The organism is Rhodococcus sp. BP22, from assembly GCF_014281965.1.
Classification (GTDB): domain Bacteria; phylum Actinomycetota; class Actinomycetes; order Mycobacteriales; family Mycobacteriaceae; genus Rhodococcoides.
In genome coordinates, this window is the sequence record NZ_JACFTB010000007.1 from 25581 (window position 1) to 45207 (window position 19627).

The following is a 19627-nucleotide window of genomic DNA, read 5'->3' on the forward strand; positions in this document are numbered from 1 at the left end:
ACACGCGATGCGAAAGAAGGTGTGAACGCTGTGATTCCTATTGTTGTAGAGCTACGCGGTTGTTTGTTCACCGCTCCGCCAGGGCACTAGACTGTTCCACCTGAATTCGTCGATGCACCGAAAAACTACGCTGCACCTTTCGCCGTCGTGCCGGTGTTTTTACCGCCACACCACTGATACCAGCTTTCGATTCACTGTTTGTGAACAAAGAACACTGCGCGATTGCAGCCCTTCGTAACGACTGTTGGTCGGCGATACATCTCTGAACGCCGAAAAAGCGGGCATCGACTCGGTGCCACATTTTTTGTTTACTGCACCTGACGTGTCGAGCACTGCTCGCCGCGTCGATACCTGTATTTCCACGACCTCGGAATGGGACGACCGCCGAGTTTTAGTGCAAGGAGAAACTCCATGACAATCGCTGAACTTATCGTGAACCCAGGTGCCGCAACAGACGAAGCCGCCGAACTGTCTGCCTTGCACACCAGGCGTGCTGAAGTCGCAGCCGATGTAATCGAGTTCCGCAACATGGGCGATCTCGAGAACAACGATTCCTACCATCGCTCTCGCGAGGAATTGTCGAGCATCGACCGCCGCATCGCGGAGGTCCAGGAATTGGTGTCTGCTGCATCTACGGTGACCGACGACGGCACCGTGCGGCCGTTCTCGCTTGTCACCGTGATGTTCGATCACGACCCCGACGACGTCGAGACGTTCGTGTTGACTGCGGCCACGGGCAACTCCGCGGACGAAATAGCGACATGTTCGCCGTTGTCACCGCTCGGCAGAGCACTGATGGGGTGCCGCGTCGAGGATGAGCGCACCTACGTACTCCCAACAGGCGCAGAGAGCACCGTTACCGTTCTCTCGATTGCCGCAGGTCTCGAACGACGACTACTGGAATCTCGGACAGTCGAATAGTCTGCGAGTATCCGATCGGATTGCCCCGTGCAGGTCACTGCACGGGGCAATTTCAGCGATGGCTCAGATCACTCCGAGTGAGATCATGGCGTCGGCAACTTTGACGAATCCGGCAATGTTCGCCCCATGTACGTAGTCACCTGGCATCCCGTAGTCCTCGGCGGTCTCGACTACGCGGCCATGGATTCCGGTCATGATGCGGGCCAGGCGGTCATCGGTGTACTCGAAGCTCCACGAGTCGCGAGATGCGTTCTGCTGCATCTCGAGAGCCGATGTAGCGACTCCACCGGCGTTGGCAGCCTTACCTGGGGCGAACGCGACGCCCGCGTCGCGGAACACTTGCACCGCTTCCGGTGTCGTCGGCATGTTGGCGCCTTCGGCGACTACGACAACGCCACCTTTGACGAGTGTGATGGCCGCGTCCTCGTCGAGTTCGTTCTGGGTGGCCGCCGGTATCGCGACATCGCACGCGACATCCCAGATGGAGCCACCGGAAGTGAAGGTTGCGTGAGTGGCGGTCTCGACGTACTCGCAGATCCGGGCCCGGCGCGACTCCTTGATGTCCTTCAACAGCTCGAGGTCGATGCCCTTGGGGTCGACGATGTAACCCGAGGAGTCGGAACAGGCGACGACGATGCCGCCGAGCTGATGAATCTTTTCGATTGCGTAGATCGCGACGTTGCCCGAGCCGGAGACCACTACAGTCTTGCCGTCCAGCGAAGATTTGACGGTTTTGAGCATCTCGGCGACGAAATATGCTGCGCCGTAACCGGTTGCCTCTTTACGTACCTGAGAGCCACCCCAGTTCAAGCCTTTTCCGGTCAACACTCCGGATTCGTAGGAGTTGGTCAACCGTTTGTACTGCCCGAACAGGTATCCGATCTCGCGGCCGCCTACACCGATGTCACCGGCCGGAACATCTGTGTACTCGCCGATGTGGCGATGCAGTTCGGTCATGAACGACTGACAGAAGCGCATGACTTCTGCGTCGGAACGACCCTTGGGGTCGAAATCCGATCCGCCTTTGCCACCGCCGATCGGTAGACCGGACAACGCGTTCTTGAAGATCTGTTCGAAGCCGAGGAATTTGACAATCCCCAGATTCACGCTGGGGTGGAACCGCAGACCGCCCTTGTACGGTCCGAGCACGCTGTTGTACTGAACGCGAAAACCTCGGTTGACCTGCACCGCCCCCGTATCGTCTACCCAAGGGACTCGGAAGATGATCTGTCGTTCCGGTTCACACAAGCGCTCGACGAGCCCACCGTCCGCATAATGCGGATAGCGTTCGAGGACGACATGCAACGATTCGAATACTTCTGCAGCAGCCTGATGAAATTCAGGTTCACCGGCGTTGCGCTGAAGAACTTGTTGATAGATCGCTGCCACCTGGTCACGCGCAGACACCGTGTTCACCTACCTGTTTCGCAATAATTCGACGTCATCACGGCAGCAACCATGCGATGGTGCCGTAGGCAGTCGCGGTTTCGACAACGACTGCGCATCGCAGCTTACGGCAGTAAGATGCACGAGAATCACGACCCAGCCCGCCGATCCCGTAGATACGCAGGTCAGGTATCATTTGGGACTCTTCCCGGGCTCTATTGAGGGTAGTTCGGCTCGCTATTCTTCCGATGGGTCGTCGAATATCGGCAATTCGATTGTCGGCCCCAAGCGCCGAAGTTCATCCCGGTGCATCGCGCCCAGTCGCACGAGTGTCAGTTCACCGTCGCTGGTGAGCTCGACTCTGACCGTTCTGGCGTCGGACGGATCAGCTGCCCGCTGAACCAGGCCTTGTTTCTGTGCGCGATCGACAAGTTCGACCACACTGTGATGACGCAACTGCAGTCGCTCTGCCAGCTCCCGCATCGCAGCCCACTCACGGCCCGGAAAACCCTTCAGTGCCAGCAGCAGCTGATACTGCTGCGGGGTGAGTCCGTAGGACCGCACGGTCTCCTCACTGAAGCGAAGGTAACGACGGATTCCAAATCTGAAACGCGCCAACGATTCGAATTCTCGTTTTGTCAACGGCACCGGTTCCTGTGGTTCATCGGTAGACACAGTGAAAACCTCCCTGTTCGATGAGTTCCGTTGATGTAGAACGAGAATGACAAGTGCGGGACTCGCTGTTCACCGCCTGCGTGATGAGCGAGCGCTAGGCAACACCCTCGCTATTGTTCTCGATCCAAGCAATCGTCACGGGATCTTCGCTGTCGAGGCGTTGCATTTCTTCGTGTCCGTCGCAGCTGCACAGGGCCACCGTTGCCTTCGTGGCAGTGCGCGATACCAGTTGCCACGTGCCGCCGCAGTCGGTCCAACGGGTCAACGTCGCAATGACGTCACCCTCGACGTCACCGCCCACGTCACCGAGCGAGCTATGTAGTACGACCCGCCCCATCTCGAGACGGTAGGTCAACCCGATGACCGCCAGTGCACCGCGCTCGATTCGGTCGGCAATGAGCCTGCTTCGATCGGTGATCAGCTGCACGGTCTCCTCGACATGGCGCGCCTCGAATTCGTCGATTCGACTGAGTCCTGTTCGGCGTCCGGCGAGAATACTCGGCGTGACACGCTCGACGATGTCGCGGATGTAGCCGCCCGGCATCGCGACACCGTCCACAGCGTCGACGCTCGCTCTGACGCCGCCACAACTGTCGTGGCCGAGGACGGCGATGAGTGGCACATCGAGAATGTCGACCGCGTACTCGATCGAACCCAACACCGATGCGTCGACGACGTGCCCGGCGGTTCTGACGACGAACAGGTCTCCAAGGCCCTGGTCGAATATGATCTCTGCCGCCACACGTGAATCAGAGCACCCGAACACCACCGCCTTCGGGCGCTGGACGTCGACCAACCGAGTTCGGTCGTCGATTCCTTGGCGGGGATGCCGGCATTCGCCTGAGACGAAGCGCTCGTTTCCGGCGCGAAGTTCACTCCACGCCTGTGCTGGAGTCGGAGACAGTGCATTGATCGGGTCCATCGGAGCCCCTTCCTGGTGTCGGCCATATTTGCCGAGACGGTCCGAGTGGAGGTCCCTGGACATACGAGCCGCGTGAACCTCCGCACCAACTATATCGTGAGACGATACAAATGAAACCTGCGGCTTGTGGGCAACTGGTCCGACCCGACCGCAGTGAGGCCCGTTAGGCTATCGGCCATGGGATCCAAAGGGCCGGCAAGCCGAGGCCAGAAGCGAGCAGCAAAAACCAAGGCTCGGCAGAAACGGCAGAACCCTGCGGGCACTCAGCCCGCATCGATCCCCACTGATCTGCTCGACGATTTCGCCACTTGGCTCGAGCAAGGCGAGATGGCCGAACACGCCGAACGAGTAGCAGGACTCACCGGCACCACCCTCACTCAGATGGCCAAGGCCAACCCAGCCTTCTCCGTCACCGCCTGGACGCCGAGCGACGCGCACTACCTAGTCGATGCCGCCGAACGGGTCGAGGACTCCGACCCCGACAATGGGCATGCAGCCGCGCTCAACATCGTCCTCTGCGTACTCGAGTTCCTGGCGTTCCTCGACGAGACCGACGCCTGGACGGGTTCGGAGGACGACTTCGCGCACTGCATGGAAGACCTCAACGACTTCGTGTACAACGATCCCGACGTGCTGGAACCCGATGACATCGAACTGCCCGAGATCACTGCAGAGGAGGAGTCTGCAGCGCTGGCGATACTGCCCCTGATCTCAGGTGTCGATGCTCTGGTGGCACGCGTCGGTTCCTCGATCGCCCTCGCCGACATTCCCGACTTGTCGGCTGCACTGGCGAATGCGGACGATGCGACGGACGATCCGGCCGCGGACCTCACCGAATTGGACTACTGGGCGGCAGCCATCGCGTCGGAGGTGCTCGAGGTCGAGGGCAGTAACGTGGTGCCGGGTAAGAATGTGGACGCCTTCGGATCGCGCACGGTCGACGCGCTCCGAGATGTGCTGACACACCACATCCGCCATCAGCTCACTTCGGTCGAGGACGATGTGTCGATGGCTCTGTCGAACACATTCGCAATTCAGACGCTCCTCGCGGCGATGACAGACGACCTCCCCATCGACAATGCCGAAGAAGATTACGAGGGACTCGAGGGTGAGGATCTGCGTACCGCACAGTTGATCGACTATCGCGTGCGTTCCCTCCAAGACCAAGGAATTCTCGTCACAGCCGAAGATGCCCTCGCGGTACCGGCTGCGCTGCGACCTGCAGTTCTACAAGGCATTCGCCTCGCCGAGCCCTTCGGTGAGCACGATCCGATGGAATCGTCCTGATCGGCAGGTAACGAAGAGACGCTGACACGAGGGCGGTTCGGGACTGCCGTTCGTGTCGGACCCCATCGTTACTGTCCTTCTCGTCAGGCGGATTCGGCCGCCTGACGAGAGGGAAGGCGTCATCGTGTCGGACAATCGCAAGATCGACCTTCAGGACTCCATCGACGAAGCGTGGTCGTCGTACGCCCAAGATCTGATGTCATTCGTATCGGACATGACACGCCGTGAAACCCTAACGCTCACTGCAGAATCCGGACTCGATCGCGGTGACGGGGACAGCCCCTGGATCGCGCTTCAGGCAGAACACGACGGCACCATCGACTGCACTGCCGTTCTCGACAGCTATCTCTACGAGGATGTGGAACCGCCTGCCGGTGACGACGCCGCGCTGTTCGCTCTGGGGTGGGTCACTCCGGCGACACAGACCGAGGTCGGCCAGCTCGTCAGCCGTTCGATGATCGGTCATCGCGACAACGCCGAAGAGCTGTCTCGTTCGATAGTCCGCGCGTTTCGCGAGGTCTGGAACGTCGCCCATCCGGCGTTTCTGTCGGCTGTAACAGAAGGCGGAAGTGGTCGACAGTTCCGAACTGCCGTCGATTGCCGCACAGTCGATGCCACAGCAGTGATCCCCCTCGACCTCGATCATCTACGTGCCCTCATCGTCCAGACTGTCGATGTCCACTTCGATCTTGCTCGAGAACCGAATGGAGACATTCGTATAGACGGGTTCGCACTCCCCGTGCACGTCTGCTTCGATCACGACGCGACGTCGGTCCGCATACATGCGCCGCTGGTGACCGGAGTGTCACAATCTGCGACGCTGTCGCGGATGATGTCCTCGCTCACCAGCAGATGGAAGAACATCACCTTCGTCGTGGCCGGCGATCAACTGTTCGCGGGTATTTCGATCGATACGCGGACTTTCATCCCCCGTCAATTGACTGTGCAGCTCTATCGATTCGGCCACTTCCTCGAAGGTATCGACGAGCCGTTCGCCCATCGTGTCGGTGGGACGATCTTCGATCCGACTCATCGCCACGAAGATCCACATCCACCCGTGTCGTGGTCCGATGACGGAGGAACGCTCGGCACACTCCGGGCAGCATGCGAATTGACCGGCGGCCCAGTAGATTCCGTCACAGTCGACACCCTGTGCCGACGCCAGGATGTCGAGGAGCTGACCCGACGCGCACTGTGGACGGCCCAGCGCTTCCGCGATCACGCACATCGACTCGGAGACGATCGACGCGTACGTGCAGCCGTCCTATGCGACTCGTTCGCGCTGAGCTGGACCGATGTTGCCGAGAGCCTGCGCCGGACGAATCGGCCTGCGCGACTCCTCACTCCGCGGCCCGAGCAGATTCAACTCTTCGATTCGCTCGAAGAACCTGGACTGTTCGATATGCAGTAGCCCAGCAAGGATAACTCAATAGTGCGCTAACCTGGACGGGTGGCTACCGAAGATCACCCCGATACCCCGTTGACAGATTATCCGCGGCCGTCGGTTGCCGTGGATGTCGCAGTGCTGACGGTACGAGACAACACGCTGTGCGTCGTCGTCGTACCTTCACCGAGGGGTCGCGCACTACCCGGAACCTTCCTGCATCCGGGCGAGAGATTGGCGGACGCAGCCGAACGCGCCCTTCGCATCAAAGCGAGTATCAGTGGCCTGTCGTTTCATCAGATCGGGATGTTCGACGAGCCGAACCGAGACGATCGTGGCTGGGTGTTGTCCATGGCGCACGGCGCTGCAGTGGCCTATGAAAAACTGGGCACCGCAGTCGATCTCGTCGAGATTCACAACGGATCGCCGACCTCTGAACTCGCGTTCGATCATAACGCGATGGCGGCGCTGTCGGTGGTAGATCTGCGCGAGCGATACGGTTCGAAGGTGGACCCGGCCCACCTGCTCGGATCCACCTTCACCTTGCTCGAGCTCAGGAGACTCTATGAGGTCATCTACGACAAGGAGATTCCCAAAGACACCTTCAGGCGGCATGTCGCGGGTGCGCTGATCGGCACCGGCGATTCGTCGATCGCGGGCGCCGGCAGGCCGGCCGAGCTGTACCGCAGAAACCCTGACGCTCGGCTGTCCGAGTCCGCTGCGGCCCTCTTCAAGAGCTGAGGCCCGGCGCGGGGTTAGCTCAGCAACCGGGTTGTCAGCTTTGCTCCCCGTGCGGAAAAGGCCACCACCGACACCACCTCGACTCGAGTGTATGCACCGACGATCGCTGCAAGCTGTTGCGTTATAGCATCTTCCAGCGGCCAACCGTACGATCCCCCGGAGATCAACGGAAAGGCCACAGTTCGCGCACCGAGCGAATCAGCGACTGCGAGACTACGTATGTACGCAGCCCGCAAGATGCCGGAGCGATCCTCGTGCGCCGAATAGCGCGGACCCACCGCGTGAATTACCCACTTGGCTGGCAAGAGACCTGCCGTCGTCGCGACTGCCCCACCGGCTGCAAGACCGTTGGGTAGGGACGTATTCCGCAGAACCTTGCACTCGGCAAGCACGTCCGGCCCACCTGCTCGGTGGATGGCCCCGTCCACGCCTCCCCCACCGAGCAGCGCCGAGTTCGCCGCATTGACAATGGCGTCTACGCGCACTCTGGTGATATCGCCTTCGATGACATCGATGATTGTCATGGCGTGCCTCCTGAATTGGCTACGATATCGTCGGCAATCGCGACGAGATCGTCAGCGGTGAGTTGCGGATATCCATGGAGCATCGTCCGCCAACGCGTCGGCACAGCCGACGCGCCCCATCTGGCACCTAGCAGTCCGCCCGCAATCGCTGCAGTCGTGTCGGTGTCGCCACCTGCAAGAACACACAATTCGAGGGCTTGGACAAGGTGCTGTGGTCCGCCCTGGTCTGCTCTCACAATCGCCCACCATGCAGTCTGCAGCGCGTGGACGACCCAGCCGTTGTTCGGAAAGTCCGACGGTTCACCATGCTCCGCCTCGTCGAGCAGAGGCCCCCAAAATGCTGCCGATTCCGCAGAGTCGACCCATAGCCGAATGCCGTCGAAGCTTCCCTCGAGCACGGCATGGCGGATCGCGAACGACCACATCTGACACGCTTGGGCGGCGCGAGGGTCGGAGTGTGTCAGAGCGCTGATTGCGGCGGCGGCCTCGACACACTTCGTTGCACTGTCGAGGTAGCGGAGTGCGACTGGGGCTGTCCGCATCAACGAGCCGTTTCCACCTGTCCTGCCGGTGAGTGCACCTGCACACCTGGTCATCTCGGCGGCACTTGCACTACGGCGTCGCAGCACAGCCCGCGTTTGGTTGCCGATATCTGCTGGTTTCGTGTCGTACCAGGCGAGAAAGTTCGCGGCGACGGCGTCGAGGCCGTCGCCGGTGCCGACGTCTGCGCCCTCTCGTGACGCCAGAGCGATGGCAGCGGCCATCGACGTGTCGTCGGTCCATTCCCCCGGGGCCCAATGGAATGTTCCGCCCCCGACCATGTCGATGGCGGTACCCGGTGCCGGGTGAGTGAACTCGTACCCAGCGCCGAGCGCATCTCCTGCGGCGGTGCCCAGCAGCACGCCTGCGGCGCGATCGGCCTGTAGTGGCGTAACTTTCACGTGCAACTCCTTTAGCTCGATTCTGCGCTTACTTTAGCGCACAAATGCGCTAAATACTAATTGGAGTAACGCCCCGGGCAGCAGTGACAGCAAGTCGACGAGGGCGCTTCCATTTACTGATACAGCGAGTTACATTAACTCCCACCTTCGAATCAACCAGGGAGCAGCGATGACACTTTCGTCAGCACCGCGCACGCGATCGGCCGTCACCGACGCGGAGGCCGAGCAGTACAACGAGACGCTCCGACTCCTGTCCGAAGGATCAGTGGACAAGCATTTCGATCCGTACGTGGACATCGACTGGGATTCTCGCGAGTTCGAAGTTAGCAAGGACGACCGCCGATGGATACTCCCGGCGACAACCGACCCGCTCGGCGGCCATGCCTGGTATCAGGCGCTACCGGAAGACCGTCAGATCGCTATTGGTATGTGGCGCCAAGCCAATATCGCCAAAGTCGGATTGCAGTTCGAGAACATCCTCATTCGCGGGATGATGCAGTACGTATTCTCACTGCCGAACAACTCAGCCGAGGCTCGCTATTGCACCCACGAGTCGATCGAGGAGTGCAATCACACCCTCATGTTCCAAGAGATGGTCAACCGCATCGATGCAGACGTGCCAGGTATGAACCGTCAGATGAAGTTGATCTCCCCGATCATTCCATTGTTCTCGACGCTGCTGCCCGAGCTGTTCTTCGTCGGGGTCCTCGCCGGCGAGGAGCCGATCGACCACATCCAAAAGGCGTTTCTACGATCGGGTGAAAAAATTCATCCGATCATGCAGAGCGTCATGGTCATTCACGTCGCGGAAGAAGCGCGTCACATTTCGTTCGCGCACCAGCTGTTGCGCCGCCGGGTGCCGCAGATGTCCAGGCTCGGACGCTTCTTGTTGTCGTTGGCATTCCCCATCACCATGCGAATCCTATGCGATGTCATCGCCATTCCACCGAAGAAGTTCTGGCAGAAGTTCGACATCCCGAAGTACGTCAAGGACGACTTGTTCTGGGGCACCGAACAATCCCAGCACAGGTTGCAGGACTATTTCGGCGACGTTCGCATGCTGGCGACAGACACCGGCATGATGAATCGCTCGGCAAAACTACTGTGGAAGGCGTGCGGAATCGACGGCAGAGCGTCGCGCTACCGCAGCGAACCCGATCGCAGCTCCGGCCACTTCGCAGCTTGAGCCTCGGGTTCATCTCTCTCCACCGCCGGGTCGCAAGTCAGGAAGTTCATGCCCCACATCGTTACTCAGTCATGCTGCAGTGATGCGTCATGCGTCTACGCATGCCCTGTCAACTGCATTCATCCGACGCCGGATGAGCCTGACTTCCTGACGGCCGAGATGCTGCATATCGACCCGTCGTCGTGTGTCGACTGTGGTGCCTGCGTCTCGGCGTGTCCGGTGGACGCGATCGTGCCGAAAGCCAAGCTCACCGAGGCGCAGTTACCGTTCTTGCAGATCAATGCCGACTTCTACAAGCAGGATCGGCCTGCGCGTCCGTTGCTTGCGCCGGTCTCACCGGCTCCGACCGTCGCCAGGGAGCGCCAGCCGCTTCGCGTGGCTATCGTCGGGTCGGGACCTTCGGCGATGTATGCGGCCGACGAACTTCTCACCCAACCTGGAGTGAAGGTCGACGTCTACGACCGACTGACCAAACCGCACGGTCTGGCACGGTTGGGCGTAGCGCCGGACCACGAAAAGACCCGTCAGGTATCTCGGCTGTTCGACACAATCGCTGAGCAGCCTGGATTCCGATTCCATCTCGGTATCGAGGTGGGAGTGGACATTACGCATCAGCAGCTGCTGGATCAGCATCATGCCGTGATCTACGCAGTAGGTGCATCGTCGGATCGGGAGTTGACGATTCCTGGTGCGAGACTTCCCGGTCGGGGGTCGGCCACTGACTTCGTCGCCTGGTACAACGGTCACCCCGACCATGCCGAGCGCCACTACGACCTGTCCCACAAACGGGCGATCGTCATCGGTAATGGCAACGTGGCCCTCGACGTGGCCCGAATCCTGACGATCGATCCCGAACGTCTGGTCGGCACGAACGTGCCCCTACACGTACTGAAAGCGTTGCGGGAGTCCAGCATCGAAGAGGTACTGGTGGTCGGCCGGCGCGGCGTCGCACAATCGGCCTTCACAGTTCCGGAGTTCGCCGGTCTGCTCGGCACCTCGGGGGTGGAGGTTTCTACTCACCGCGACGAGATCGTGCTCGACGCAGCCACGATCGCCTTGATCGAAACCGACGAGCTCCCGCATGCAGTAGTTCAGAAGTTGCGCCTGCTGCAGAGATTGGAGGACTCGGAAAGTAGAGGCGGTAAGCGAATCATGCTGCGCTATCTCCTCTCCCCCAGGCGAATTCTCGGTGATGCGGCCGTGACCGGTGTCGAGTTCGATCGCATGGCACTCGATACCGGCATCGACGGCACGGTTCGTAGCGTCGCGACGGGTGAAGTCGAGACCATCGACACCGGGCTGGTATTGACGTCGATCGGCTACCGTGGCGTGGCGATAGAAGGTGTGCCGTTCGACGAACAAGCAGGAATCATTCCCAACGACGACGGCCGTGTCCTCGAATCGGCCTGCGGTGCACAGTTTCCCGGAACCTATGTCACCGGCTGGATCAAACGCGGGCCGTCGGGATTCATCGGTACCAACAAATCCTGTGCACAGAGAACTGTGTCCAATCTAGTTGCCGACTTCAACAGCGGCAAGCTTGCAGACATCGACTTTTCCGCGCCTGTGAAGCGACGCAGTTGGCTGCGCCGCCTCTGACCGGACGGTGTTTCAGTCGGGGATCATGTCGAACGTGTCCGGGTTCGGTCCGGTACGCCCATCTTCGCCACGATCGAGAGCGGTGATCGCATCCATATCGGCGTCACCGAGTTCGAAGTCGAAGATGTCGAAGTTCGCCCTGACACGGTCAGGCGTCACCGACTTGGGAAAGATGATGTCGCCGCGCTGTACATGCCAGCGCAGCACAACCTGCGCAGTCGATTTGCCGGTCGACGACGCGATCGACTCGAGCACCGGATCATCGAGAACCTTGCCTTGGGCGATTGGCGACCAGGCCTCGGTCGCGATGCCATGCTCACGGCCGTAGCGTCGAACATCCTCGTTCACCAGGTAGGGATGCACCTCGACCTGGTTGACTGCCGGAACGGTATCTGTTTCCGTCGCCAGCCGCTCGAGGTGCGCCGGCTGGAAATTGGAAACACCGATGCTGCGTGCGCGGCCGTCTTTGGCGAATTCTTCGAGTGTCTTCCACGTCGAAACGAAATCTCCGTCGTACCGCGTCGGTAGCGGCCAGTGAATCAGAAACAAGTCGACGTAGTCGGTACCGAGGTCGGAGAGCGTCTTGTCGAATGCCTTGCGTGCATCGTCCGGGCGGTGATATCCGTTGTTCAGCTTGCTCGTCACGAAGACGTCGCGGCGGCTCAGGCCGGACTCCTGTATCCCCTGCCCGACCTGCTTTTCGTTACCGTACATCTGGGCTGTGTCGATGTGGCGGTAGCCGATATCGAGGGCTGTCTTCACTGCCTCGGCTGTCTTGTCCGGTTCGATCTGAAACACACCGAAACCCAGTTGAGGAATGGTGTGTCCGTCGTTCAGCGTGATGGTGGGTATAGCGCTCACGAGTGTTTCATCTCCGTTCGCAATCGAGTACTGCAGTCGGGTACCCGCAGATGCAAGATCTACACGGATCGGGTTTTAGGTGAGAAACCTAACCGATCCCGTGATGCAGTTCCGCGACGTCGGGGTGCGCTCGCGTACGCGACTTCCAGGCATTGGCACCGTAGGTGTCGAAGATCGGATTGTTCGGATCCGTCTCGACCCCTTTGGAATTCGCCGCCAGCTCTTCGGGCAAGGACACGGTCGGAATGACGGCGTCCAGTGCGGGGCTGAGAAAGAACGGGATCGAAACTCGATCAGCGCCCGCTTCGGGTGCCTGCACTCGATGTCGCGTCGCACGCAGATATCCTTGCGTCGCAACTTCGAGAAGCTCGCCGATGTTGACGATGAATGCGCCGTCGACGGGAGGTACGTCGATCCACTCGCCCGCCTCGATTTCGACCTGCAACCCCGCCGAGTCCGGTTCTACGAGGAGGAGAGTAAGGACGCCGGAATCCTTGTGCGCGCCGACGCCCTGTGGATTGTCGGTGCTTCCGGGGTACCGGACGATCTTGATCAACGACGCTGGACTGTCTGCGAACGCGTCGTCGAACAGGTCTTCGGAAGCTCCGAGTGCCAACGCCCAATGCCGCAGGACCCGCAACCCGAGCTGGGACATGGTCGCTTCCCAGGATTCGAAGGCGGGCTCGAGAGCTGGGAGTGCAGAGGGCCAGAGGTTCGGTCCCTGGAGATTCCAGTAGCCCTCGGCGCCGTCGATGACGGGCCGTTCGGGGCCGATGTCTATCTGCTCACGCCAGTCGACTTCTCCGTTGGTCAGCTCGCCCCCGAGTCGTGAGTAACCGCGAAAATGTGGGCTCTTCAGCTGTGAGATCTCGTCTTTCTCCTCCGGTTCGAGGGCGAAGAACGAGCGAGCGAGCCGAAGGACTTCCTCGCTGCGAGCGGTCGGCACACCGTGGCCAACCAGGTAGAAGAAGCCGAATCGGTGTGCAGCATCCAGCAGGGCGGCCCGGAAGCCGTCCGGATCGGTGTCGGCGAGTGACATATCGAGAACAGGAAGCATGCATTCCAGTATCGACGCGTCCGCCCGCTCTGTCACACGCTCGATGCCTCCCGCGCCTCTTCGACGAGAAAGTCGCCCATGTCGGCGCTGTGGGTCATCTCCCAGTAGTCGACGATCCGCCAGGGCAGTGTCGACACCACCCGTCCAGCGTCGTTTCGGTACCAGTTGTCCATGCCCGGGTGCGTCCAGATCATGCGCGAGTGCGCCTCGTCGTGACGTCGCACGTAGTCTTCTTCGACTTCGGGCTTGCACTCGACAGCGCCGATGCGGTTGTCCGACATGAGCTTCAGGACATCCACGATGTAGCGGACCTGACATTCCGCGATGGTGATGTAACTGCCACCGTGCCCGAGGACGGTTCCGGGCCCGCAGGTCAGAAAGAGGTTGGGGAAGTCCGGCACGGTGATGCCGAGGTGCGCATGAGCGTCCTCGGGACCCCACCCGTCGCGGATCGATCTACCAGAGCGGCCACGAACGTCGATGGGCGTCAACAACTTGTGCGTCTCGAAGCCGGTTGCCAGTATCACGACATCGACCTCGACCTCGGTCCCCTTCTGTCCCCGCACGGTGTCGGCACCGATCGAGGCGACACCCTCGGCCACGAGGGTGACATTGTCACGGCGAAGGGCAGCGAACCACCCGTTGTCCAGCAACATGCGCTTACCGAACGGGGGGTAGTCCGGCAGCGACTTCTCGATCAGATCCGGCCTGCCTTCGAGCGCGTTCTCCAGGTATCGGGTGAACACTCGGCGGTGCGCGTCGTTGATTGCGTTGACCGACCGTGCGGGGTTCTCCCACTCCGGATCGACCTGCAGCGACGGGTGGACGCGGTCGTTGAAGTTCCATGCGAGCCGCGCTCGGTACCAGAGCCGATACAGCGGAACCGTCTCCATCAGGTAGCTGACGTCGTCATCGATGGGGGCGAAATAGACGTCGCTCGACGCGACCCACTGTGGCGAGCGCTGGAACACCGTCGCGTGCTCCACCGTCGACGCGATAGCGGGAAGTACCTGCATGGCGCTGGCGCCGGTACCGATGATGGCCACGCGCTTGCCGGTCAGATCGAGCCCTTCGGGCCACTCTGCAGTGTGGAAGATCGGTCCACGGAATGCGTCGAGTCCCGGTATCGGGGGAACCTTCGGCCGATTGAGTTGGCCGGTAGCGGTGATCACCACATCTGCGGTCAGGACTTCGCCGCTCGTCGTGGTGACAGTCCATCGTTGCCGCTCCGCGTCGTATACGGAGGTGGAGACCTCGGTGTCGAACCGGATTCGGTCCCGGAGATCGTGGTCGGTGGCCACATCGCTGAGGTACTGCCAGACCTCATCACGCTTGCCGAAATGTGTGCTCCAGGACCGTGGGGCAAAGGAATAGGAGTAGAGGTGGCTGGGCGTGTCGACGCCCGCCCCTGGGTAGGTGTTCTCGAACCAGCCGCCCCCCACGTCGGAATTCTTTTCCAGCACAACGTGATCGATTCCGGCTTCACGTAGTTTGATGGCCGCGAGCATGCCCGAAACGCCTGCCCCGATGACGATGACCGACAAGGCACTGGCGGTGACTGCCTGCGCGTCGGCAGCGACGAATCCCATGTCCTCGGCGATCATCGAGGCAAATTCCGGTGGCACCGACTCGCCCACCGCGGCGCTGATCATCTCTACGAGTTGCCCATTGGACGGCGACGGGATTGCTGGCGGCGTACCGTTCGCCCACTCGGAGATGGCGGCGAGAGCGGCCGCCCTGATCGTCTGCGCGACTTCGGGTGCAAACCCGCCGGCATCGTTGTCGTCCATGCCACGGCTGCGGGTCGGCAGGTAGGGGGCCTCGAGCCAGACATGGTCGCCGGTGAGTTGGTAGAGCACCGCGACCAGGCTCGGCATGTTTGCCGAGTCGAGCGCCCGAGCCAGCCGGTCGCGGTCGACAGTATTCACAGATGCAGACATGAAGAACCTCTTTCAGCGCCCGAGAAAAGCGAACTCCCTAAAAACTAACCACAGTTAGGCAAATATTCGCAAGCACTTCAGCGAATCCGCACTAGGTGCAAAGTTTCCACTTGACAATGTGGCATACACCACACGATGCTTCAGGCACTACCTAACAGTGGACAGGCGAAGGGATTCAACATGGAGCTCACCGAGGCAATGCGCACGACCGGTACCTGCCGGCGATACCTCAGCGATCCGGTCCCCGACGAGGTGTTCAGAAAGGCCTTCGACGTCGCCCGCTTCGGACCCCAAGGTGGCAATCGTCAGCCGGTGCGATGGATCGTTGTCCGCGAGCAAGCCCGCAAGCAGGCACTCGCCGACCTGTATCTGCCGATGTGGGATGCCTACTTCGCCGGCATCACCGGCGGGACAGTAGCCGTCGGCGCCCTCCCGAAAACAGTGCAGGACGCCGACTTCTTCGCCCGACACCTGGCCGAAGTACCCGCAATCGTCGTCGTCTGCGCGGCAGTGGACGGACTGCACCCCACCGATCACGAACTCGGCAGACTCTCCGTCGTCGGTGGCGCTTCGATCTACCCGACTGTGCAGAACCTGTGCCTGACCTTGCGAGATCAAGGCGTGGCCACCGCGGTGACCACACTGTTGTGCGCAGAAGAACCCAAGGTACGCGAACTGCTGGAAATCCCCGAGGGTTACATCACCGCCGCTCACATCGCCGTCGGATACCCTGAGCGGCCGTTTCCCAAGAAGCTCACCCGCGATCCCGTCGACCAGATCGTCGCCCTCGAAACGTTCACCCAGCCGATGTTCGACGCCACCCTGTCCCCCGCGCTCTGAGCCGACCGAACATCTTCAGGAGAGACATAGTGACCGGCACTGCCCAGCATCACCGTTCGTTGATCGGCCGCGCCACCATCGGCGATCAACTTCGTCGACACGCGCGAACGCAGCCGAACAAGACCGCGTTCATCAGCTACCGATCCGACGGCACGCGCCTGGTCACCACATACGGAGAGCTCGACGCGCACGCGAATCGATTCGCCAATCTCCTCCTCGATCTCGGGGTACGACACGGTGACCGAGTCGCGTCGATGGCGCGCAACAGTGTCGACGTGGTCATCGCGTACTACGGCACACTCAAGATCGGCGCCGCGTTCACCGGCATCAACGTCATGTACCGCTCAGAAGAAGTGCGGCACCAGCTCGAACACGCAGAACCAACAGTGGTCGTCGCCGATGCCGAATTCGCCGATACGGTCGCCGGCGTCAAACCGGAGTCGACGACGCTCGTCACGTTCGGTGCATACTACGAGGAGCTGACGGCCCAGACGCCGTCGTCCGAACCCGAAGTCGACATGGATGAGAACGACGTCGCCATGGTCATCTACACCTCCGGCACCGAGGCCGCACCGAAAGGTGTGATGATTCCGCATCGCAACTTCCTCATCTCCACGGCACCTGCGTGGAGTTGGGGTCTGCAAACAGGTCCCGAGGACACCTGGCTGTTCGTCATGCCGTTCCACACCATCGCAGGCCTCGGATCGATGACCACCCTGACACTGATGGGTGCCACGCTCGTGCTGCCGGCCACGGTCGACCCGGCGCAGTCACTCCGGATCATCGCCGAAGAGAAGATCTCGGTCATCGCCCAAACCCCGACGTTCTACTTGGCGCTCGCACGCGATTCCGCTTTCGGCGGCCCCTCCGTCGGGCAGGTCCGGCGCTGCCTCACCTACGGTGGCCAGGTCTCACCGCACACCATCGAGGCGTGGGCGAGTGCGGCACCAGAGGCGATCTGGGGCACGTATTGGGGACAGTCCGAACTTTCCCAACTGGGATCGGTCGGCTGGTTCTCCACCCTCGACGACATTCCCGGCGGGGACGCGTCATGGATCGGAAAGCCGGTCACGCACTTGGAAGTAAAGGTCGTCGACGCTGAGGGCAACGACGCCGAGATCGGCGAATTAGTTTGTCGCACTCCGTCGGTCATGCTCGGATACTTCAAGGACGAGAAAAGAACCGCCGAAGTTTTTCGTGGCGGCTGGGTCCATACAGGCGATATCGTGCGCGTCGACGCAGACGGAAATCTGTTCTTCTACGATCGTATGAAGGACATGATCAAGACTGGGGGAATGAATGTATCTTCACAAGAAGTCGAACGCGCCATTCACGCACACCCGGAGGTGCTGCGTGCCGCCGTCGTCGGAGTGCCTGATCCTTATTGGTCCGAGGCAGTGACTGCATTCGTAATCGCGCGCGAGGGGTGCACCCCCGATCCGCAGGCCATCATCGAACACTGCCGGATCGAATTGGCAACCTACAAGGCTCCGAAATCTGTACATATCGTCGAAGAATTACCCGTCGATGCGCAGGGCAAAATCCTCAAGAGGAATCTTCGGTCCATTGCCATCACGGCGGAGGAGCCCGCATGACCGCGCCCGATCGAGAAGCCCTTGTCCCCCGCCAGATCCGAACGCAGCGCCGCCGCGAGGACATTGCTGCGAAAGCGGCAGAGATCTTCGCGCGCGACGGGTACGCCAACGTCGGCATGCGTGACATCGCCGACGCTGTCGGGATACGCGGAGCGAGTCTGTACCATCACTTTCCCTCCAAGGAGGACATCCTCTTCGCGGTCTGCCTAACTGTCACCGAGGAACCGTCCGAAGAGAACCTGCCGTTGCTCGACGCACCGGGTACGCCCACACAAAGGTTGGCGTCGCTCGTGCGGGCGCATCTCGTTCATCTCAACCTCCGACGCGTCGAGTACATCGTCGGGCTCCACGAGTTGGCGTCGCTGACGCCGGAACACCGAGCCACGATCGAGGACTATCGACGTCGCTACCAACGACGCGTGCGCGAGGTCATTGCCGCCGGTATGAACACCGGGGAGTTCACGGTATCCGATGCCCGTGTGGCGGCCTTCGCGGTGACGGACATGCTGAACGGAATCAGCAACTGGTTCCATGACGGCGGGGATCTGAGCATCGAAGGTGTCGCAGACACCTACGTCGACCTCGCCGTGCACCGACTTCTCGGTGCGCCGGGCAATGATTGACGGCGACTGGGACCCGAGCTTCCGTCAGGTTCGCGATGCGTTGGCGGACGGCATCGAGTCGGGTGCGGAACTCGGCGCCTCGATCGTCGTAGATATCGACGGTCACCGCGTCGTCGACATCTGGGGTGGCCACTGCGATTCCGCTCGCACCCGTCCGTGGGTTCGAGACACGATCACCAATGTCTGGTCGACGACCAAAACGGTCACCAACCTCGCCGCATTGATGCTGATGGATCGCGGACTGCTGGACCCCTATGCACCGGTTGCCAAGTACTGGCCGGAGTTCGAGGCCAACGGCAAACACGACATCGAGGTCCGGCACCTGCTGTCGCATACATCGGGAGTCTCGGGCTGGGACGCACCGTTCACCACCGAGAACATGTACGACTGGAAGTTCGCCACCACGCGATTGGCCGCGCAGGCGCCGTGGTGGGATTCGCGCACCACGTCCGGGTATCACGCCGCGACACAAGGGCATCTCGTCGGTGAGCTCGTGCGCCGCACAGCGGGTAAGACGTTGGCACAATTCGTCGCCGAAGATATCGCTCGCCCCCTCGGCGCCGACTTCCAGATCGGCGCGCTCGAGCAGGACTGGGGCCGCATCGCCACCGTCGTGCCGCCACCCGTTAGCGCTTCGCCGAAGATTGCCGACCCGTCGAAAGTGCGACGCCGCACGTTCCTGGGCCCGTCGATCGACGCCGAGTCCGCGAATACCGCGCCCTGGCGCCGCGCCGAGCTGGGTGCGCTCAACGGTCACGGTAATGCTCGCTCCGTCGCAACGATCTTGTCCGCACTCTCACTCGGCGGAACAGTCGACGGCGTGCGCCTGCTCGGACGCGACGCGGTGGAGCTTGCGTTCGACGAGCAGAGCAGCGGAGTCGATTTGGCCTTGGGTGTGCCGCTTCGGTTCGGCATCGGATTCGCGCTGCCCCAGATGGAGACGGTTCCTTACATTCCTGACGAGAAAATATGTTTCTGGGGAGGATGGGGTGGGTCACTGATCGTCATGCATCCTGAGAGTGGAATGACCTTCTCCTACATGATGAATAGCATGGGTGAGGGGATCATCGGGTCCGATCGAGCCGAGCATTGTCTACAGGCCACGTACGCTGCGATGAGCGCAAGCTCATGACAAGAAACTCGAC

17 protein-coding genes and 1 pseudogene are annotated in these 19627 nt (G+C 61.1%); 10 read left to right on the forward strand and 8 right to left on the reverse strand.

Features of this window, described 5'->3' with window-relative positions:
- The first annotated feature begins 411 nt into the window (after window positions 1-411).
- Window positions 412-921, forward strand: a complete 510-nt coding sequence (locus tag H2510_RS16075) for a GreA/GreB family elongation factor (RefSeq protein ID WP_186629320.1) — start codon at window positions 412-414, stop codon at window positions 919-921.
- A 63-nt stretch (window positions 922-984) separates the two neighbouring features.
- Here the strand turns inward: H2510_RS16075 and gdhA are convergent, their stop codons facing one another.
- The 3 genes and pseudogenes from gdhA to H2510_RS16090 form a co-directional block, all read right to left on the reverse strand.
- Window positions 985-2328 (reverse strand): NADP-specific glutamate dehydrogenase, encoded by a 1344-nt coding sequence (gene gdhA, locus H2510_RS16080; RefSeq protein WP_186629321.1) that lies wholly within the window; start codon window positions 2326-2328, stop codon window positions 985-987.
- Window positions 2329-2544: 216 nt separating this feature from the next.
- Window positions 2545-2982 carry a MarR family winged helix-turn-helix transcriptional regulator gene (locus H2510_RS16085; protein WP_186629322.1) on the reverse strand — a complete coding sequence of 146 codons (438 nt, stop codon included), beginning with the start codon at window positions 2980-2982 and terminating at the stop codon, window positions 2545-2547.
- Window positions 2983-3277: 295 nt separating this feature from the next.
- Window positions 3278-3904: pseudogene (locus H2510_RS16090) on the reverse strand (carbonic anhydrase); the annotation flags it as partial.
- A gap of 177 nt (window positions 3905-4081) precedes the next feature.
- Here H2510_RS16090 and H2510_RS16095 point away from each other — a divergent pair.
- From H2510_RS16095 to H2510_RS16105, 3 genes are all read left to right on the forward strand, one after another.
- Window positions 4082-5191 (forward strand): hypothetical protein, encoded by a 1110-nt coding sequence (locus H2510_RS16095; RefSeq protein ID WP_261392977.1) that lies wholly within the window; start codon window positions 4082-4084, stop codon window positions 5189-5191.
- Window positions 5192-5315: 124 nt separating this feature from the next.
- A complete protein-coding gene (locus tag H2510_RS16100; RefSeq protein WP_186629325.1) occupies window positions 5316-6602 on the forward strand; it encodes a T3SS (YopN, CesT) and YbjN peptide-binding chaperone 1 in 1287 nt (428 codons plus the stop codon).
- A gap of 39 nt (window positions 6603-6641) precedes the next feature.
- Window positions 6642-7316 (forward strand): NUDIX hydrolase, encoded by a 675-nt coding sequence (locus H2510_RS16105; RefSeq protein WP_186629326.1) that lies wholly within the window; start codon window positions 6642-6644, stop codon window positions 7314-7316.
- A gap of 14 nt (window positions 7317-7330) precedes the next feature.
- Here H2510_RS16105 and H2510_RS16110 read toward each other — a convergent pair whose 3' ends face one another.
- A complete protein-coding gene (locus H2510_RS16110) occupies window positions 7331-7840 on the reverse strand; it encodes an O-acetyl-ADP-ribose deacetylase (RefSeq protein ID WP_186629327.1) in 510 nt (169 codons plus the stop codon).
- Window positions 7837-8781: an ADP-ribosylglycohydrolase family protein gene (locus H2510_RS16115; RefSeq protein ID WP_186629328.1), complete on the reverse strand. Its 945-nt coding sequence runs from the start codon at window positions 8779-8781 to the stop codon at window positions 7837-7839. The genes H2510_RS16110 and H2510_RS16115 overlap by 4 nt, the downstream gene beginning before the upstream one ends.
- A gap of 169 nt (window positions 8782-8950) precedes the next feature.
- Here H2510_RS16115 and H2510_RS16120 point away from each other — a divergent pair, with 169 nt between their 5' ends.
- Both H2510_RS16120 and H2510_RS16125 read left to right on the forward strand, forming a co-directional pair.
- Complete coding sequence (locus H2510_RS16120; RefSeq protein ID WP_186629329.1) at window positions 8951-9967, forward strand: diiron oxygenase; 1017 nt, start codon at window positions 8951-8953, stop codon at window positions 9965-9967.
- A 48-nt stretch (window positions 9968-10015) separates the two neighbouring features.
- The gene (locus H2510_RS16125; RefSeq protein WP_186629330.1) at window positions 10016-11566 is read left to right on the forward strand and encodes an FAD-dependent oxidoreductase; all 1551 of its coding nucleotides are present in this window, start codon (window positions 10016-10018) and stop codon (window positions 11564-11566) included.
- A 12-nt stretch (window positions 11567-11578) separates the two neighbouring features.
- Here H2510_RS16125 and H2510_RS16130 read toward each other — a convergent pair whose 3' ends face one another.
- The 3 genes from H2510_RS16130 to H2510_RS16140 all read right to left on the reverse strand — a co-directional run bounded on the left by H2510_RS16130 (window position 11579) and on the right by H2510_RS16140 (window position 15424).
- Window positions 11579-12427: an aldo/keto reductase gene (locus H2510_RS16130; protein ID WP_186629331.1), complete on the reverse strand. Its 849-nt coding sequence runs from the start codon at window positions 12425-12427 to the stop codon at window positions 11579-11581.
- Window positions 12428-12515: 88 nt separating this feature from the next.
- Window positions 12516-13484: an isopenicillin N synthase family oxygenase gene (locus tag H2510_RS16135; RefSeq protein ID WP_186629511.1), complete on the reverse strand. Its 969-nt coding sequence runs from the start codon at window positions 13482-13484 to the stop codon at window positions 12516-12518.
- 32 nt (window positions 13485-13516) lie between these two features.
- On the reverse strand, window positions 13517-15424 hold the full coding sequence (locus tag H2510_RS16140; RefSeq protein WP_186629332.1) for an NAD(P)/FAD-dependent oxidoreductase: 1908 nt from the start codon (window positions 15422-15424) through the stop codon (window positions 13517-13519).
- Window positions 15425-15604: 180 nt separating this feature from the next.
- Between H2510_RS16140 and H2510_RS16145 the strand changes: the two genes are divergently transcribed.
- Genes H2510_RS16145 through H2510_RS16160 form a run of 4 tightly spaced genes read left to right on the forward strand, consistent with a single transcriptional unit; the run spans window position 15605 to window position 19614 of the window.
- Window positions 15605-16264 (forward strand): nitroreductase family protein, encoded by a 660-nt coding sequence (locus H2510_RS16145; RefSeq protein ID WP_186629333.1) that lies wholly within the window; start codon window positions 15605-15607, stop codon window positions 16262-16264.
- Between the two features lie 29 nt (window positions 16265-16293).
- Window positions 16294-17859 (forward strand): class I adenylate-forming enzyme family protein, encoded by a 1566-nt coding sequence (locus tag H2510_RS16150; protein WP_186629334.1) that lies wholly within the window; start codon window positions 16294-16296, stop codon window positions 17857-17859.
- Window positions 17856-18482 (forward strand): TetR/AcrR family transcriptional regulator, encoded by a 627-nt coding sequence (locus H2510_RS16155; protein WP_186629335.1) that lies wholly within the window; start codon window positions 17856-17858, stop codon window positions 18480-18482. Before H2510_RS16150 ends, H2510_RS16155 begins: the two co-directional genes overlap by 4 nt.
- On the forward strand, window positions 18475-19614 hold the full coding sequence (locus H2510_RS16160; protein ID WP_186629336.1) for a serine hydrolase: 1140 nt from the start codon (window positions 18475-18477) through the stop codon (window positions 19612-19614). Before H2510_RS16155 ends, H2510_RS16160 begins: the two co-directional genes overlap by 8 nt.
- The last annotated feature ends 13 nt before the right edge of the window (window positions 19615-19627 follow it).

Coding starts and splice junctions, on each gene's coding strand:
- H2510_RS16155 (WP_186629335.1), top strand. CDS start 17,856: ATGACCGCGCCCGATCGAGAAGCCCTTGTCCCCCGCCAGATCCGAACG.
- H2510_RS16140 (WP_186629332.1), bottom strand. CDS start 15,424: ATGTCTGCATCTGTGAATACTGTCGACCGCGACCGGCTGGCTCGGGCG.
- H2510_RS16125 (WP_186629330.1), top strand. CDS start 10,016: ATGCCCCACATCGTTACTCAGTCATGCTGCAGTGATGCGTCATGCGTC.
- H2510_RS16135 (WP_186629511.1), bottom strand. CDS start 13,484: ATGCTTCCTGTTCTCGATATGTCACTCGCCGACACCGATCCGGACGGC.
- H2510_RS16110 (WP_186629327.1), bottom strand. CDS start 7,840: ATGACAATCATCGATGTCATCGAAGGCGATATCACCAGAGTGCGCGTA.
- H2510_RS16095 (WP_261392977.1), top strand. CDS start 4,082: ATGGGATCCAAAGGGCCGGCAAGCCGAGGCCAGAAGCGAGCAGCAAAA.
- H2510_RS16075 (WP_186629320.1), top strand. CDS start 412: ATGACAATCGCTGAACTTATCGTGAACCCAGGTGCCGCAACAGACGAA.
- H2510_RS16120 (WP_186629329.1), top strand. CDS start 8,951: ATGACACTTTCGTCAGCACCGCGCACGCGATCGGCCGTCACCGACGCG.
- H2510_RS16160 (WP_186629336.1), top strand. CDS start 18,475: ATGATTGACGGCGACTGGGACCCGAGCTTCCGTCAGGTTCGCGATGCG.
- H2510_RS16145 (WP_186629333.1), top strand. CDS start 15,605: ATGGAGCTCACCGAGGCAATGCGCACGACCGGTACCTGCCGGCGATAC.